Annotated in this window: 17 protein-coding genes and 3 pseudogenes; 17 read left to right on the top strand and 3 right to left on the bottom strand. The window is 30.2% G+C overall.

All coding sequences use genetic code 11. The features are described from left to right. Positions 1-158 precede the first annotated feature (158 nt). Positions 159-437, top strand: coding sequence for a hypothetical protein (locus DT250_RS18530; protein ID WP_016513423.1), 279 nt, complete (start codon positions 159-161; stop codon positions 435-437). Between the two features lie 263 nt (positions 438-700). Here the strand turns inward: DT250_RS18530 and DT250_RS18525 are convergent, their stop codons facing one another. Further along, complete coding sequence (locus tag DT250_RS18525) at positions 701-1,510, bottom strand: hypothetical protein (protein WP_149213511.1); 810 nt, start codon at positions 1,508-1,510, stop codon at positions 701-703. Between the two features lie 148 nt (positions 1,511-1,658). On the opposite strand from DT250_RS18525, the pseudogene DT250_RS32325 reads away from it, so the two are divergent. The 15 genes and pseudogenes from DT250_RS32325 to xerS form a co-directional block, all read left to right on the top strand. Beyond that, a pseudogene (locus tag DT250_RS32325) lies at positions 1,659-1,816 on the top strand (MFS transporter); the annotation flags it as partial. 942 nt (positions 1,817-2,758) lie between these two features. Then, positions 2,759-3,793: a bis-aminopropyl spermidine synthase family protein gene (locus DT250_RS18510; RefSeq protein WP_149213510.1), complete on the top strand. Its 1,035-nt coding sequence runs from the start codon at positions 2,759-2,761 to the stop codon at positions 3,791-3,793. A 20-nt stretch (positions 3,794-3,813) separates the two neighbouring features. Next, positions 3,814-5,481 (top strand): carbamoyltransferase family protein, encoded by a 1,668-nt coding sequence (locus DT250_RS18505; RefSeq protein ID WP_149213509.1) that lies wholly within the window; start codon positions 3,814-3,816, stop codon positions 5,479-5,481. A gap of 13 nt (positions 5,482-5,494) precedes the next feature. After that, positions 5,495-6,253 carry a DUF5591 domain-containing protein gene (locus DT250_RS18500; protein ID WP_097854090.1) on the top strand — a complete coding sequence of 253 codons (759 nt, stop codon included), beginning with the start codon at positions 5,495-5,497 and terminating at the stop codon, positions 6,251-6,253. After that, on the top strand, positions 6,219-6,998 hold the full coding sequence (locus DT250_RS18495; RefSeq protein ID WP_149213508.1) for a glycosyltransferase family 2 protein: 780 nt from the start codon (positions 6,219-6,221) through the stop codon (positions 6,996-6,998). Before DT250_RS18500 ends, DT250_RS18495 begins: the two co-directional genes overlap by 35 nt. A gap of 11 nt (positions 6,999-7,009) precedes the next feature. Beyond that, positions 7,010-7,810 (top strand): class I SAM-dependent methyltransferase, encoded by an 801-nt coding sequence (locus DT250_RS18490; RefSeq protein WP_149213507.1) that lies wholly within the window; start codon positions 7,010-7,012, stop codon positions 7,808-7,810. A 100-nt stretch (positions 7,811-7,910) separates the two neighbouring features. After that, positions 7,911-8,567, top strand: coding sequence for a PIG-L deacetylase family protein (locus tag DT250_RS18485; RefSeq protein WP_149213506.1), 657 nt, complete (start codon positions 7,911-7,913; stop codon positions 8,565-8,567). Between the two features lie 17 nt (positions 8,568-8,584). Then, entirely contained in the window at positions 8,585-9,583 is a 999-nt protein-coding gene (locus DT250_RS18480) for an ABC transporter ATP-binding protein (RefSeq protein ID WP_149213505.1), read from the top strand. Then, entirely contained in the window at positions 9,580-10,371 is a 792-nt protein-coding gene (locus DT250_RS18475) for an ABC transporter permease (protein ID WP_016513432.1), read from the top strand. The genes DT250_RS18480 and DT250_RS18475 overlap by 4 nt, the downstream gene beginning before the upstream one ends. Before the next feature lie 2 nt (positions 10,372-10,373). Further along, positions 10,374-11,162 (top strand): ABC transporter permease, encoded by a 789-nt coding sequence (locus DT250_RS18470; protein ID WP_000621954.1) that lies wholly within the window; start codon positions 10,374-10,376, stop codon positions 11,160-11,162. 12 nt (positions 11,163-11,174) lie between these two features. Further along, a complete protein-coding gene (gene queC, locus DT250_RS18465; protein ID WP_149213504.1) occupies positions 11,175-11,840 on the top strand; it encodes a 7-cyano-7-deazaguanine synthase QueC in 666 nt (221 codons plus the stop codon). Continuing rightward, positions 11,840-12,331 carry a 6-carboxytetrahydropterin synthase QueD gene (gene queD / locus DT250_RS18460; protein ID WP_016513434.1) on the top strand — a complete coding sequence of 164 codons (492 nt, stop codon included), beginning with the start codon at positions 11,840-11,842 and terminating at the stop codon, positions 12,329-12,331. The genes queC and queD overlap by 1 nt, the downstream gene beginning before the upstream one ends. Then, the gene (gene queE / locus DT250_RS18455; RefSeq protein WP_071714037.1) at positions 12,324-13,040 is read left to right on the top strand and encodes a 7-carboxy-7-deazaguanine synthase QueE; all 717 of its coding nucleotides are present in this window, start codon (positions 12,324-12,326) and stop codon (positions 13,038-13,040) included. Before queD ends, queE begins: the two co-directional genes overlap by 8 nt. 43 nt (positions 13,041-13,083) lie before the next feature. After that, the gene (gene folE, locus DT250_RS18450; RefSeq protein WP_097816156.1) at positions 13,084-13,671 is read left to right on the top strand and encodes a GTP cyclohydrolase I FolE; all 588 of its coding nucleotides are present in this window, start codon (positions 13,084-13,086) and stop codon (positions 13,669-13,671) included. A 916-nt stretch (positions 13,672-14,587) separates the two neighbouring features. Further along, positions 14,588-15,673: a tyrosine recombinase XerS gene (xerS, locus tag DT250_RS18440; protein WP_149213503.1), complete on the top strand. Its 1,086-nt coding sequence runs from the start codon at positions 14,588-14,590 to the stop codon at positions 15,671-15,673. A 105-nt stretch (positions 15,674-15,778) separates the two neighbouring features. Here the strand turns inward: xerS and DT250_RS18435 are convergent. Further along, positions 15,779-16,078 (bottom strand): annotated as a pseudogene (locus DT250_RS18435) (phosphodiester glycosidase family protein); the annotation flags it as partial. Between DT250_RS18435 and DT250_RS18430 the strand changes: the two are divergent. Beyond that, a pseudogene (locus tag DT250_RS18430) lies at positions 16,068-16,328 on the top strand (FtsW/RodA/SpoVE family cell cycle protein); the annotation flags it as partial. The pseudogenes DT250_RS18435 and DT250_RS18430 sit on opposite strands and share 11 nt — an antisense overlap. A gap of 264 nt (positions 16,329-16,592) precedes the next feature. Here the strand turns inward: DT250_RS18430 and DT250_RS18425 are convergent. Next, positions 16,593-17,042 carry a MarR family winged helix-turn-helix transcriptional regulator gene (locus tag DT250_RS18425; protein WP_149213502.1) on the bottom strand — a complete coding sequence of 150 codons (450 nt, stop codon included), beginning with the start codon at positions 17,040-17,042 and terminating at the stop codon, positions 16,593-16,595. Between the last annotated feature and the right edge of the window lie 591 nt (positions 17,043-17,633).

The raw sequence follows: 17,633 nt of genomic DNA, 5'->3' as shown, positions 1-17,633 counted from the left end.
ATAGGAGAATGGAAGAATAAAAATATAAATGTTTCTAAATAAATTCCAGATTATTCCCAATTTTACATTAAATATTTCTATAAATGTATTATATTAACAAAAATAGAAAATGTGATACAGTAAATGTGTAATCTACTAATTTATGAGGAGGAATTTTCATGTTTAAAAAATTGGCACTGGGTGTTATGGTGACAGGATTTATCTTCGCAGGGGGGACAGGATTTGCTTCAGCAGCAGAAACTTATCCAAATGTGTATAGTATCGATTGCAGCAAAACAGTACCTACTGCTTGGTACAAAAATGACTTCCCATCAAGAGGATCATTGCCAAATACAATGGTGAAATGTGGATATACATTTTATTTGAAGGATGCATATGAAACAAAAGATAAGTTTGGTAACTTAACAAAAGACTGGACAGGTATTTACAAACGTTAATCATGAGAGAAAACGGCACCTTTCAAGTGTCGTTTTTTCTATAGATGTAAGTTTAAATCCTAGTTAAAATAAAACGAAACGATAAAACCCTATTATTACCCCACAAAAAAACTCTATTTTGAGCAATCTCTCATCAAAATGGAGTTATCTTTTTTATAATTATAGGAATGCTTGTAAGAAGGTGTATTCTTTCCTTCAACCTCACACTGTACAAATCTAATACAGACACTATAGCTTATCGAAAACGGAAGAAGCCGCAGTACTTACGATGTAGTTTTTACTTTTTCCATAAACTCTTTATTTAATTTCAAACCTTTTAGATACGAAGACATAAACGTACTACCTGTTTCTCCTTTTGTTAATTTAGGATCAGAAAACAGTGCATCTAGTGCTGCGTCAAACTCTTTATTTGCTTCTTTAAACTTTTCCGCTGCCTCATCTAACTCTTTAGGCGGAACTATAGCTATTATGTTTGTTAGATGCCCTCTAGCCTTGTTCACAAGGTCCATGACAGCAAGATGATCTACTTTACCATCAACTGTAGGAACTTGCGCGTCTTTAAAGTACTCAAGAAATTCTTTTATTTCTTTTTGATATACTTTAATGTATTCTTCTCTTGATACTCTACGTAAATCACGATTTTTCTTATAAAGTTTTTCGCGAGCATCAACTCCTAACTTTTCAAGAAATAACTTGTCATATTTATTGTATACTTCTTTGTCTTTATCACTATAGTCATCAAATATAGATGATGTACGAGTAAGTTTTTTTTTCGCCTTTTCAAGGTTTTCAATCTCTAGATCTAATTTTTTAACGTATTCTTTGTGTGCGTCTTTCCATTCAGAAGGGGCGGATAGTTTCTTAGAATCTTCTAAAAGAGAGATGCGTTTGTCAATATTCTCTTTTCTTTCAGCAACCGATAGAGATTTGTCATTCCCTTTTTCTATCCCTCCACTAACATCAACCTCTTCTTTTGATACAGCATCCAAGTACTCCTCTGCCGTTAATGTTGAACATGCAGACAAGAGTAGCATTGGAAATAGAAGTGTTGCTATAACTTTACGTAACTTCATATATTTCTCCTTTCGAATATACACATTAAATACTATTCTAACATACAAGTGTTCGATTGCGCACAAAAAAGATGCTACAAATAGGTAACATAAAAGGCTGAGTGCAGTCTATATACTTTGTTATAATTAGTTGTTTGTTGCAATATTCAATATTTTATTGATATTTACAACTAATTTTACCATTGCAATTATTGCTCGAATAATTCCGGCTATTTTTCAGCTGCTTTTACAATGGCTGCTAACTCCGTTAGCAAAGAAGAAGCGCCAAAAGCTGTTTCAAAATTTTTTATTGCAGTATCTGCGGGGAAGGAGGGAAAATGAACTTACCTCATAGATTAGCGATGGCACCTATGACACATTGTTATTTTTATAAGATTGAATAGATTTATTGAACTATAAATCATCTGTTGCCTTACTGTAATTAAAAGAATGGTGAATTGTCATGAGTTGTCTTCGCTGAAATAACCAAATGGAATATATGACATAAAACTTTAACACCCTCTTTTAATTCTTTTTCACTCATATAAGAATAACTTAATCTCAAATGATGATTTTCTAATTCATCCGGATAATAAGCCGAACTGGGCAAAAATGTGCCTTTTTTCTTTTGTTCTTCTATAAGAATAGAATTTGTATAGTCCAAAGAGAAAGAGAACCATTTTATAATTTTGATAAAGCTAAAAGGGTTTATAAAGTGGCGTGTTTTAAAACTATATAAGTTATTATATAGCCTCTTTCTGTCTTGCCTCCCATAAAATAGACATCCCCCAATAACCCACGAAAATAAACATTTTTTGAAAAATTTATAAAAAGAAAAATCGACAAAAATCTCTAAGAAAAGGCTCTATACTGGGTTTTTAAAAAATCATAATATAAAAACTTAAATAAAATAAATACCCATAATTATTCCTAGTATTGTTTTATCAGGAAAAATTTAACTTAATTTTCTGAACAAATTTTATCTACAAATACAATTTTTTTATTAATCAGAAAATTCTACTTTTATGCTAATATTGGTTGTGCAGCTCTGTTACAAACATTTGGAATACAAAATTATCTATAAAAGGGGGAATGTGAAATGGAAAAGGAATATATTCATGAAGAAATGCTAGAGCTTGAAGATCTTGAATTAGATGAAGAGGATTTATTAATTCGTGCAGGCAAGACATTAGGTTAAGTTTTAAAATAAGGAGGTTACATATGCAGTTTAACTGTATATGTAACTTTTTTTAAGGTAGGGTATACAGTATGAAAGAAAATAAGATTATTTTATTATATGAAAGATTTATTGAATTAGACTATGAAGAAGAGTTAGATAAAGTACCAAAATTAAAAAACAGAGGGGTACTTTTGAATTTTTGGAAAAAATGGTATGAAATTAGTGAAAAACAATTTGAATTTATAATTTGGAAGTCCATTAATACTGTAGATACTTTAGATGATCTAGTCAAAATAACTGGGACTTTAAGTTTGGCTTTAAGATTATTAAAAGTATTAAAAGAAAGAAATTTAGTTGAAATTATAGAAAATAAAATAAGGTTTTCACAAGATTTAACAAGTAGTATTTTATATGAACCAACCGCTTTTCCTAATACAGTATATACGAATAAAATAAACAAAAAAAATTATGCTCAATTTAAAGCTACTTGGGATAGTTCACTGAGGAGAGCTGAAATAATAAATCAAGAGTTATCATCTAATAAAAATATCTTTTTTTGCGGAGACGATGATTATACAAGTTTGGCCCTTGAACAATATAAAAACAGAGAAATAAGTGTAGGGGATATTGACAGAGAATTAGTTGAATATTTGGAAAACGAAAATAATAATATTAATTTTTATAATTTTGATGTTAGAAATGAAGTTATAGAAGATTTAAGGAATAAGTATGATGCAATACATTGTGACCCTATAGATGATGGTAGAGGGTTAGATTTGTGGTTAAATAGAGCTAATGAATTATTAAAAGGTCAAAAGGGTGATTTAATTTTTTTAAATGTAAGTGTTAAAAGATTAGGGAATAGAGCGGTTTATTTGCAGAATTTCTTGACCTCTTTAGGCTTTTATTTAAAAGAAATTATTCACGATTTAAGTTCTTATAAAGTGGCTGAAGAGCCTTACATTGATGAAGAATTAATAAAAAAAGACTTGGATAGCATTGGCTTTTCCAAAGGCACATTTCAAAATTTATATATTCAAACGGATATGCTGGTTTTTGTACGATTAATAGATAAACCTACCCTATTTCCGCAAGAATATTATGAGATTAGAAGAAAAATATAAAATAACTGCGAGGTAATATAATGTATGTTTTAGGAGTCAATGGATGGGACTTTGATATTCATGATGCAAGTGCGTGTTTATTTTATAATGGTAAATTAATAGCTGCAGCTGAAGAAGAAAGGTTTATTCGTCAAAAAAAGGCATTAGATAAAATTCCATATAATTCAATAGCTTATTGTTTAAAGGAAGCTAAAATTACTCCAAATGAAGTAGATCATATTGTTATGGGATGGGATGTAGAACAACTATATTTTGAAAAGTATTCTAAGAAGCTTAACAAAGAAGAATGTCTTGAAAAGATTTTTCCGAAGGGAATTTTTAAGAGAGATAAAGATCCTCAAATCCATATGTGTTCTCATCATTTGGCACATGCTTCTGGTTCGTTCTTTAGTTCGGGATTCAATGAAGCTACCATAATAGTTATTGATGGAAGTGGAGAAGAAGAGTCAATAACGATAGCAAAAGGAAAAGGTAATATAATAGAAGTACTAGAAAAATACCCGTTGGAACATTCTTTAGGTATTTTTTATGAAGCATTAACTGTATTTTCAGGTTTAGGGAGGCATAATGAAGGGAAGTTAATGGGCCTATCTTCATACGGGGAAGAAATATTTGAATTTCCTGAAATACTGGAAAATCCTTTGAAACCAAATAAAAATCCAGTTAGTATGAATGGTAAATATTTTTCGGTATTAAAAGATTGGATAAAAGCTATTAATAGTATAACAAAAATGGCTCCTAATTATATTAAATATGAATATAATTCAATAGATTCAATACTATTAATGAATTCATCAGTAATGGAATATAAAAATATTGCAGCCTCAGGTCAGGCAGCCTTGGAAAGAGCAATTGTTAAGCTTGTAAAAAAAGCTGTTAATCTAACTGGAATTGATAATTTGTGTCTTTCGGGAGGAGTAGCATTAAATTGTATAGCAAATAGAATTATAGCTGATTTACCAGAAGTGGATAATTTGTACATTCAACCAGGTGCTTCAGATAGTGGGGTAAGTATTGGAGCAGCTACATGGTTTCTTGCCAAAAATGGTATAGCGCCTATGTTCACTGAAAATCATGTATATTCTGGTCCGGAATTTTCTGATTCTAGTATCTTAAATATATTAAAAAAATATAATTTATCATATATAGAATTAGGTTCTAATAAATATGATAAATGCTCCGAGTTATTAATTCAAAATAAGATAATAGGAAGATTTTCTGGAAAGATGGAATTTGGTCCTAGAGCTTTAGGAAATAGAAGCATAATAGCTAACCCTCAGAATAGGGATATGTTAAATAAAGTAAATACTATTAAGAAAAGAGAGCAATGGAGACCATTGGCTCCTAGCATCATAGATGAAAACGCTTCTGTAGTATTAGAAGAAAAAATAAATAACCCTTATATGCTGTTAAATTCTACTGTAAAAAAAGAGGTACATCATTTAGTTCCAGCAATAGTTCATGTTGATGGGTCAACAAGGGCTCAAGTAGTTACAAGGGGTATGAATTCTGATTATTATGAAACAATCTATAACTTTTACCAAAAAACAGGAATTCCAGCAGTTATGAATACATCGTTTAATGTAGGAAAAGAACCAATTATATGTAACCCAAATGATGCCATTAGGTCATTTTATGGATCAGAGATGGATGCCCTTTTATTAGGTTCATTTTTAATTCTTAAATAAAGGAGGAGAGATTTTGAGAAATAGAAATTATTCTAATCTACAGGATGAAAGGGTAAAGGATTCGATACTTAATAAAAAAGGTTATCCTAACTACCCAGAATATATACTATTAGATTTAATAAAAGAGGAAACAGTTTTTAAACGAGGAGCTTGCTCAAAGTATATTCATCACGAAGAGTTCAATACATGGCAGGAATATTTTTGTGGGGAATATTACGAAAAGCCTCAAGGGAAAAGAATTGCTTTTTTACAAGTTTGTTCTTGGGCTAAACCATATGATTTTTCATATATTGGTAAAAAAATTAGAGAAGTTACAAATAAATACCCAATGGTTCATCCAATTATTCTATCAAATGCGGGAATTATACCATATGAATACCAAATGAATCCTACTTTTTGTGCGTACGATTGGATGGATGACATTGAGGATCCAGTAATTTATGAAGAATTAATGAAAGAATATAGGGAAAAATTGATACAAAGAATTAGGAGCTACCTAGAATCAAATTCATACGATGCAGTAGTACAATATGGTATACCGGCAAAAAAATATTCAATGGCTCCTGTAATTAAAGATATTTGTATGGACCTAGGAATTACTTTTCTTTTAACCCCAGATATAGAAACATATAGAAATAATAAAGATAAATTAGTCGAGTTAAAGGATTCAGGGGAATTTTATTGTTTAGATGAAGTTTTGAGTAGTATGGATAATTGTTTAAATAAGGTGAGTAGATATGTTGAATCTATCAATTGTAATACCAGCTTATAATGATGTTAGATTGGAAAAGTGTTTAAAAAGTATTGATGAAAATGTAGAGGTTGTCGTTGTCTTAAATGGTGCAACAGAAGAAGTAAAAAAAATCGCTTATTCTAGCAATGCAGTAATTGGGGAATTACCTACACCTAATTTAGCAAAAGCTTATAATTATGGAATTGATATTTCTAGTAAAGATAATGTGTTAATTATGGATTCAGATTGTGTTTTTCTACCAGGTACCATCAATAAATTATTCGAATTATTAGATGCAGGACCTTTGGCTAAAGGAAGGGTGATGTTTTCCTTTAACAGCAAAATTGGAAAAATCATTGCACGCGCAAGACATATACATACTTGCAAAAAAAATGCATATTCACCTCCATTGGCATTTAATAAAGAAATCTTAGCGAAGGTAAATGGATATTATTTTGATGAGAATTTATCTTGGACAGAGGATTATGATTTTGATATTAGAGTTAAATCTGCAAATCTTAAGATTTTATATGATGATAAAGCAAGAATTATTCATCCAGAGTTAAGCATTAAGCAAGATTTGAAAAGTTCATTTAATTATGGTGTAGGTCATGCACGTGGGGTTTTACACAAAAAAGATGGTTATTATGAACCTAAAAATAAAACGAAGTCCATTATTAACTCATATAAGTATATCAAAAAAAAATACGGTTATTTAACTGCTTTCTATCTCATATTTTGGCAGCTTGCCTTTTATAGGGGATATAAAAAAGAAATGCATTAAGGAGGAAAACAATGCAGCAACAATACGATGAAATTTCTGAATTATACGACATTATCATCCCAGAACCTGATGGTATTTTTGATTTTTACAGTAGTTTGGTAAAACCAGATGATGAAGTTTTAGATTTGGGGTGCGGTACTGGTAGATTATCTTTTATTCTTGCTGAAAAAGGCGCGAATGTAACTAGTGTTGATATATCAGCAGGAATGATTGAAAAAGCCAGTAAGAAGTTAGAGGAGATGCCAAATATTAAGGATAAAATAGAATTTAAGGTTTCCTCTGCTACAGATTTTAAGTCTGAAAGAAAATTTGATTTTATATTTATGTCTGGTGGTGTATTTGAATATTTACTTACATCGTCACAACAAAAATTAGCTCTTAGGAACATTAAATTACTATTAAAAGAAGGCGGGATTTTTGTTTTCGATATTATTACACCTCCAACTATTCTTCCTTATTCTAAGAGAGTGAGTGATGGAGGAAATAGTTCTATTAAAGGAGAGAATCTTAAAAAATATAAAATTAAATCATGGGATGTCGTAAAAGCAGATCATTATAAGCAAATAGTTGAAACCACTTGTTATTTTGAAGTTTATGACATAGCAGATAATTTTTTAAGTGAAAAAAATTTTAGATTTCTTGCAAAGTATACTTTACCATCCGAAATGCAGTATCTCTTAGAGATAGAAGGATTCAATATAAAAAATTTTTATGGTGATTACAATAAAAATCCTTTTGGAAGGAATAGTGAATTTATGGTGTACGAGTGTAGGCAGCAAGGGGAAAATTTTAATGATATACAATTTAAATAGTCGCTCTGAAAAAAGTATATTTTTCTAGTGGAAATAAAATGTATCCAGTTAATTTAAATAATAGGTAAATAATTTACCTGTTCAATAAAGGTGATGCTGAGTGAAGGATATTGTAAAAAAACATTTAGTTATAGCGCCACACCATGATGATGAAGTCATTGGCTGTGGTGGAACAATTGCTCAAGCTATTAGTAAGGGTGAACATGTAAAAGTAATAATAATTACAAAAGGAGATTTATCTGGGGGAGAAGGGGATTTAAATGAAATTATTTCAAATAGAGAGAACGAGTGTATAAATGCTTGTAATACATTAGGGGTAGAAAAAGAAAATGTTAAATTTTTAAAGAAACCAGACAGATCACTTGTGTATTCTTTAGATTTTGTAGAAGAACTTATTCATGAAATCTCAAAATATAAGCCTAATTTTATTTATTTCCCCCATAATATGGAAAGTGATAGGGATCATCGAATAGTAAATGAAGTTGTATCAGAAGCAATATTTCTGTGTCAATCAGGGTTCTTAAAAGAGAATTGTGCTCCGATGTGTTTACAGTATGAAGTATGGACTCCCATGAAAAACTATCAGGTTGTAAAAGATATTACCAGGTTTATTGAACTGAAAAAAGCATCAATTAAAAAATATGAATCCCAACTTAAAACATTAAATTTGGTTGATGGAGTTTTGGGGCTAAATTCTTATAGGGGTATGCAGGCAGGAGTGCAATTTGCAGAAGTTTTTAGAGTGGTAAGTAAGTAGTAAAAAGGAGAGAGAAGATGAATATCATTGAAATTGAAAATGTATCGAAAACTTTTGAAAGAGTAAAAATTGAAGAAGGATTAATAAACTCTTTCAAAAGTTTATTTAAAAGAGAAAAAGTCAAGGTTACTGCTTTAAGTGATGTATCATTTAAAGTAAAAGAAGGTAAAATAATAGGGCTTATTGGCGCGAATGGTGCTGGTAAGTCTACCTTAATGAAAGCCATGGTTGGGTTAATTAAACCTACTTCCGGGACAATCTTGGTAAATGGATTTAACCCCCATGATAAGAAGAATGATTTTTTAAAGTCTATTGGTGTTGTTTTAGGACAAAAAAATCAGCTATGGTGGGATCTTTCCCCTTACGAAACATTTTTATTACATAAAGAAATATATGAACTGTCTGATACAGAGTTTAAAAAGAATGTAGATGAATTAGCTAAAAATCTTGGGGTATTAGAAATTCTTAAATCGCCAGTAAGGAATCTATCGTTAGGAGAGAGAATGAAATGTGAGTTAATCGCATCAATCTTACACTCACCTAAGATATTATTTTTAGATGAACCGACTATTGGATTGGATTTTCTCGCCCAAAAGAATATTAGGAATTTTCTCAAAAATTATTGCAAAGAAAGAAATACAACAGTTGTAATAACCAGTCATTATTTCCCGGATATATATGAGTTATGTGAAGAATTAATAATATTGAAGAATGGAGAAGTTGTTTTTAATAACAATTTCAAAAAAATAAAAGAAGAAATTAAGAGTTATAAATATATATATCTTAGCTTTGAAAATGAAATAGATTCTCAAGATCTTAAGAAATATGGAGAAGTTAAAGAGTCGGATACATTTAGTGTAACAATAAAAGTGCAAGAAAAGTTAGTGAACGAGACCATATCTAGCATATTAAAAGAATTCAATGTTATTGACTACAATTTGACTGAAATGTCATCACAAGACCTCATTGAAGATATTTATTCAATGGAATCGACTGGAGTGAAAATAACAGTATGAAGAAGTATTTAAAACCAATGATGCTTTCATTTCAAGCGGTTTTTCAGTATCGCATGAATGTTGTATTATATATGATTTTTGGTTTAATACCGCTTGTGGCTTTAATACTATTGTGGCATTCTCTCTTTGAAACAAAAAGCAATATACAAGGTTATACTCTTGAAATGATGATTACTTATGTAATAATTGCTAAGTTAATTGAACTTTTGCTAATTCCTGAAATGCACTGGTCGATAAATGATGAAATACAATCTGGTGAATTATCAAAATATCTAATAAAACCATTTTCATATTTTGGATATTGGTTCAGTCATAATTTAGGTAACAAAATTATTCATTTAGTGATGTCAGTGATACCGATAATACCGATAATATTCCTGAACAGGGATTATTTCCTTTTGCCAACCCTAAAATATACTTTCCTGTTCATTCTTTCAATAGTAGGAGCATTAATACTATATTATATGATTTATTATTTGATATCACTCTTCTCATTTTACTTTGTAGAGATATCATCCTTTTTCTTTACTGTAGATATAGTATTAGAATTATTATCTGGATCGCTTATTCCACTTGAATTTTTACCAGCTCCGTTAAATACAATAACTCAGTTTTTACCTTTTTCATACTTAATTCACTTTCCTGTAAATGTATATTTAGGAAATTTAAGTAGCGCTGAAATTGTAAATGGATTAATTTCACAAGTGATATGGTCTTTAGTTTTCTATGTCCTTATTAGAGTACTTTGGAAGAAGGGGTTAAATAAATATGAATCTGTTGGTGCATAAATATGATTAGATATTTAAAAATGTTAAAAGCAATTCTTAAAATTAATTTAAGTAATATTATGATGTATAGAGTTAACTTTTTTTTAAATATAGTAGATAGCGTTGTTTGGTTCATTGTTACATTAGTATTCTTTAATAGTATATTTGATAGTTTTGGTAATATTAATGGTTGGAATACAAATGATATTTATTTGTTAATTGGAACAAGTGAGTTGATAAAATCTTTGATGTTTACTCTTTTTATTAATAATCTACCTTATATACCGAGTTTAGTTAACCAAGGAAGTTTAGATCAGATATTGTTTAAACCTATTAATAGTCAATTTCTAGTTTCATTAAGAAAGCTTGATTTAGGGAATTTAGGGAACTGTTTACCAGCCATACTGTTAATTAGTTATGCATTATTACAAAAGGGAGAGAGTGTTAGTATTGTAAATGGATTTTCTTTCTTGGGTCTATTGTTTTTAGGGATTATACTCTCGTATTCTATGTGGTTTATTTTAATGACTTTATCTATATGGTTAACCAAAGTTGAAGGTATGCATGAGTTATTTCTTGGTACTATGACATTACTTAGATACCCATCTTCCTTATATAAAGGAATAAGTCGATTTGTTTTTTTATTTATTTTTCCTATTGTTATTGTTAGTAATATTCCAACTTATGCTTTAATTAATCGATTAGAACTAAACGATGTATTCATGTTAATAGGTTATTCTATTGGATTTTTTATTATTTCAATTTATTTTTGGAAGTTTGCCTTAAGATATTATAACAGTGCAAGTAGTTAAGGGGAGAATAAAATGTACTCTAATGATAAAGCAATAGTTGTTTTTAGTGGTGGACAAGATAGTACAACATGTTTATTTTGGGCAATGCAACAGTTTGCGGAGGTGGAAGCTGTAACATTTAACTACAATCAACGTCATAAGTTAGAAATTGATTGTGCAGCGGAAATTGCGAACGAGCTTGACATTAAACATACAGTAATAGATATGAGCCTACTAAATCAGCTAGCTCCAAGCGCGTTAACAAGAATAGATATGGAGATTACACACGAAGAAGGTGAATTACCATCGACATTTGTAGATGGGCGGAATTTACTATTCTTATCATTTGCTGCAGTATTAGCAAAACAAGTTGGAGCTCGTCATATTGTAACGGGTGTATGTGAAACTGATTTTAGTGGTTATCCAGATTGCCGTGACGTGTTTGTGAAATCGTTAAATGTTACATTAAATTTATCTATGGATTATCCATTTGTCATTCATACACCACTTATGTGGATTGATAAAGCAGACACATGGAAATTATCTGATGAACTTGGCGCATTCGAGTTTATTAGAGAAAAAACATTAACATGTTATAACGGAATCATAGGTGATGGTTGCGGTGAATGTCCAGCATGTCAACTTCGTAAAGCAGGGTTAGATACGTATCTACAAGAACGCAAAGAGGGGAATAAATAATGGAAAACTTTTTCGGGTTTCGCATTGTTGAAAATTTGCAAAAAATGGACAAGGATATTCAGCTTGAGCAATTAAAATACCATAATAAAAGAGTAATGGTCAGCAAGGAATTTACATTTGATGCAGCACACCATTTGCACTGTTATGAAGGAAAATGCAAAAATTTACATGGTCATACATATAAAGTTGTATTTGGGATTAGTGGATATGTAAATGATATTGGAATTGCAATTGACTTTGGAGATATAAAAGAAATTTGGAAAAATGAAATCGAAATTTATTTAGATCATCGCTATTTAAATGAGACATTACCAGTGATGAATACGACTGCGGAAAATATGGTTGTCTGGATTTATGAAAAGATGGCGGAAGCATTAACAAAAGGGTATCGAGCAGAAGAATATAAAGGAGCTCGTGTCGAATTCGTACGTCTTTTTGAAACACCAACGAGTTATGCAGAAGTAAGACGGGAGTGGATACTTGATGAGTAAGATTCCTGTGTTGGAGATATTTGGCCCAACCATTCAAGGAGAAGGAATGGTTATCGGACAAAAAACGATGTTCATTCGCACAGCAGGTTGTGACTATAGCTGCTCTTGGTGCGATTCAGCCTTTACATGGGATGGCTCAGCAAAACAACAAGTTAGACAAATGGCGCCAGAAGAAATTTGGAATGAACTTGTTGAAATTGGTGGAGAAAATTTTTCTCACGTTACAATTTCAGGTGGGAATCCTGTTTTGCTGAAAAATATTCAGTTTCTTATTACTGTATTAAAAGAGAATGGAATTCGTACAGCGATTGAGACGCAAGGGAGTAAGTGGCAAGAATGGTTACTTCAAATTGAAGAAGTGACAATTTCGCCTAAACCACCAAGTTCAAAGATGAAAACAGATTTTATAATGCTAGATTCTATTATTCGTAAATTAGAAAGAAAAGATTTTAGTTTAAAAGTAGTTGTATTTGAAGATTACGATTTTGAATATGCAGTAAAGGTACACAAGCGATATCCGCATGTACCATTTTTTTTACAAGTTGGTAACGATGATACGAAAACGATGGATGATGCAGCGCTTATTAAAAACTTATTACAGAAATATGAACGGTTGATTGAAAAAACTGTACAGTGTAAAGAAATGAATGATGCAAAAGTATTACCTCAACTTCACGCGTTAGTATGGGGAAATAAACGAGGCGTATAAATAAGGGCATATTATGAATAAATTAATAAGGTGGAGATAATATATGAGCTTAAAAACAATCCAAAGTGGAGAAATAGATACTGACAAAATTGAAGTAGCAGTAAAAATGATTCTTGAAGCAATTGGTGAAGATATTAATAGGGAAGGTATTTTAGAAACCCCAAAGCGAGTAGCAAAAATGTATAAGGAAGTTTTTCAAGGTTTAGGTCAAAACCCTGAAAAACACTTGTTAAAAATATTTAATGAAAATCATGAAGAATTGGTATTAGTCAAAGAAATTCCGTTCTATTCTATGTGTGAACATCATTTGGTACCTTTTTTTGGAAGCGCCCATATAGGTTATATTCCTAATAATGGAAAAGTAACTGGGTTAAGCAAGTTAGCTAGAGCTTTAGAAACCATATGTAAAAGACCACAGGTGCAGGAAAGAATAACCAATGAATTAGCTAATGTAATTTTTGAAACTTTAAAGCCAAAAGGAGTAATTGTAGTAATTGAAGCTGAGCATATGTGTATGACAATGAGAGGTGTGAAAAAACCTGGTTCAATGACTATAACTTCGTCCTATAAAGGAATATTTAAAGATAATAGTACACTTCGAAGTGAAACTTTAAATTTGATAGAGAGATAGAATTATACCGTTATTATGCTAAAAAAAAGCATACAGAACCTATGATAAATAATAATTTTTCTTCTATTCATGAGCAAACGTATAGAAAAAAGTAGACGTTCATTATCAAAGTACGTCTAATCAAAAGGCATTGCTGAAGACTTTGGCAGTGCTTTTTCTAAATTAACCTTTTTATATTTTTCATTCTGCTCACAATATCACTTTGTATTTTTTGAGTATATATCCTAAACATAATTGATATATGAAAGGGTGAGAGTATGATTTCATCATATTCAGTAAGATCCCTTGAGAAAGATATTAAAGATGTAATTGAAGCACTAGCTAGAAAACAAATAAGGGCTAATTAACAATAGGAAGATGATAGTAAAGCTACTATTTTTCTAATATTTATAAGTTTGCACGAAATACCGTTTTTACGAACAATAAGATATATAAATAAAAATCTAATACAGTATTTAGGGATTTCGAGCTTGTTAGCATGAGTCTCCGTATATTGGTATGTGTCCATATAATTCATATTTTATATAGAAATTATCAAATACTAAACTACTCATTGAAAATTTTTATAGTAAATTACATTTCAATTTATAAAATTTTTTCTTATGTTGATCTATTTAACTCCTAATAATCATGATTAAAATGTATTTATTTTGTATGAATTTATATTTATATATGAATTTTTTTTATTTTGCACACCTGTTAATGTGATTTTTGTACTAATTCTTATAGCTTAATACAGATTTATCGCGTGCTTATCTATAATTTTATTAGAATGACTACACCATCCTTATTTAATTTGGAGTATATTTTAGTATCCCATAATTTAATTATGTAAATAAGTCTGTGTAAAAATTGAATTTAATGCGAACTTGTGTTCGTGTATCTTTTCTGTTATAGTATATGTGAGGTGATTTTTATGGATTACAGCAAACAACGTCAAAAATCCGTACATCGTAAGAAATTATACGAGAATTTAAATGAAATGCCCTTTTACATAGAAGAATTTGTGGAGTACAAAGAATTGCATGATGCCTCTCCCTCCACCCTACTGAATTATGTATATGATTTTAGAGTCTTCTTTAATTGGCTATTATCTGAACAAATTATTGAATTTAAGCCCATTAAAGACATATCCTTCTCTGATTTGGAGAATTTAAAGAAAAAAGATGTTGAGAACTTTATGAGGTTTCTAAAACTACAACAAAACATGCAGAATTCCTCTGTTAACAGAAAAATTTCGGCCTTAAAATCTTTATTTAAGTACCTTACCTCCCTATCAGAGAATGAAGATGGAGAATGTTATTTTTATAGAAATGTAATGGCTAAAATAGAAATACACAAAGATAAAGAAACATTAAATGCTCGTGCAAAACGTATGAGATCCAAAATATTTCATAATGATGACGATCAAGAATTTTTGAATTACGTTAAGTACGAACATGAAAAATCTTTAACAAAACATCAGTTGTTCTATTTCCTTAGGGATAAAGATCGTGATGTAGCTATCCTCTCCCTCTTTCTTGGTAGTGGTATTCGTGTAAGTGAATTAGCCGATCTTCGTATGGAGGATATAAACCTAAAAGAAAGACTAATTGATGTAATCCGCAAAGGAAATAAAGAAGATTCAGTATGGATTACTCCAATTGCATTGAATGACCTTGAAAAGTATATGGAAATCAGAGATAACAAATACGCTCCAGGGAAAGAATTACAAAATGTATTCTTATCGAAGTATAAACATACTGCACAGCCTCTTTCCGTTAGGGCTATCCAAGATATAGTAGAAAAATATACTAAGGCCTACGGTAAAAGAATGTCTCCCCATAAATTACGACATACATTGGCAAATAAGTTATATATGGAAGAAAAAGACTCGTTACAAGTGATGCAGCAGCTTGGGCATACCAGTCAAGATACAGCCTTGTTATATACTCAACTTGGGGAAACAACTATTAAAGATAGTTTAGGAAGAATAGGAAAAAATAAAGAAATAAGGGTTTAAATATTATATATATTTCGCTTGAAATACAGTTTTATTACATAAAAAATACATAATATAAATTTTACATTAATTGGTTTATTTCATATTTACATTTGCTTCTTAGTACTATTTAATGAGATATAATATTTGTATCAAATTTATCGAATGTTTCGGATTTGCTGTTACCACCCAAGCATTCGGTAAATAACGATCTTCATGTGATAATGTAGAAGGTGAATTTATAACCCTGCCTCCTAAATATAGAGTAGCAGAGGATCCTCCATCCATTGCCATTGCATTTATTGCTCTTTTTTCATATAGAATATCTTGACACTCTTTTAACGTGGTTCCTATGCTATGTGTTTGTCTACCATCTATCACTAGAAACATTATTGTGCCATCTTCTTTTTGGGCCATAATACTTCGCTCTTTAAAAATTGCATAGTTATGTGTAAATCCATTTGGCAGTTTTATAGCAATTGGTATAGGGTGTATGATTGGTATACAATCCATTGTAAATTTAGGTGGTATTACAGGACTATTTCCTCTTACGGGTACTCCATTTCCATTTATAAGTTTTGGTTGAAGTTCTTTAATGGTTAATTTAATAGCAATAGGAATATTACTTAACATTTCAATTTTCAATAAAATAAGATTCCCCCCTAGAAATATTTAACTTATAAAGTAAGCAAACAGTTTTAAGTTTATCTTCCCTTTTTATTTAGCTAGGTGTTTTAAAGCATGCAAAGGCATATGTCGTTATAGTTCTTTAGCAAATCAAATTAGCATTTTAATTATCCTATTAAAGGGCGCTTTAAAAAAATAATAAAAGCCTAATTTCTCACTTATTACAATGAGAAATTAGGCTTTTATATTTAAATTTTCTCAACTTTTTAAATCGGTATTTTTTCTATTTCTATTTAGAGAGGGATTAGAATTTTCAAGAACGTAAAGAATTTAATATGTTTTTATGCATATGCAATAATGTTTGAATTTCTGTCTCCTCAAGCTGTTCTAATGCTAATGACATTGCTTTATAGGAAGTAGAATTTTCAATAGATTTTTGTGATGTTTCTTGCCCCTTCATTGTTACTTTCAATTTTATCTCTCTACGATCTTCAGATGAGGGATTTCGCTCGATTAATCCTAGATTGACTAATTCATCCACATTTACACTCACGGTACTCTTAGGTACTGAAAGTCGTTCTGAAATACTTTTAAGGGTAATATTAGGAATCCTATAAATTGTGTTTAAGATCCCCATTTGTTGTACTGTTAATCCTAAACTAGAGGCATTTTGATTTGTAAGTTTTATAATTTCTTTGTTTATTGCTACAAATGACTGTACAACTTCTGCCCCTATTTTGAGGCTTTGATTTTTTTGTACCATTGTAGTAACTTCCTCTCTTTACATATAGTTCATCTTCGTATTGTTCATACGTGAACTATTTTATCATGGACTTCTTTCAGAGAAAAGTCAATTAACCAAATTCTATATAAGGCTTCTTAATTCTAAAAGAGGATCTTGTCACATTTTCAATAAGCTACTATTATTAAATTTTTGATTAAATAATTTAATAATAACTCCATAAACTAAACTTACTTGTATCTAAGTTGGTATAAGTAAATTTATTACTTTTTTAGGGACATACCTTTCCCTACTTTTGCTCCTTTAAAATACAAACCCATGCTATATTTTAAATTAATTCAAATTTGAAAGTTCACCAGATTGGAACATTCAATTGAATCCAACTATGCTAAAATAATTAATGTAAGCGGTCAACCTTTCAGTGAATGCGTAACGGATCGTGTTTCAATTTAGTGTTTGATCTTCATTACCCACAAAAAAGCCACTAAAGTAAGGGGCTTTTTTGTTTTGAAGTTAATAATTTAAAAACGATAGAGTTACAATAAATTGAAATTGAACTAATTTAAATGATTATTTACTCCTTATTCTCTTTTAGTGCTTCTTTCTAATATC

It is taken from the genome of Bacillus sp. AR2-1 (assembly GCF_008368755.1).
GTDB classification, from domain to species: domain Bacteria; phylum Bacillota; class Bacilli; order Bacillales; family Bacillaceae_G; genus Bacillus_A; species Bacillus_A wiedmannii.
This window is presented reverse-complemented; position numbering and strand designations above follow the sequence as displayed.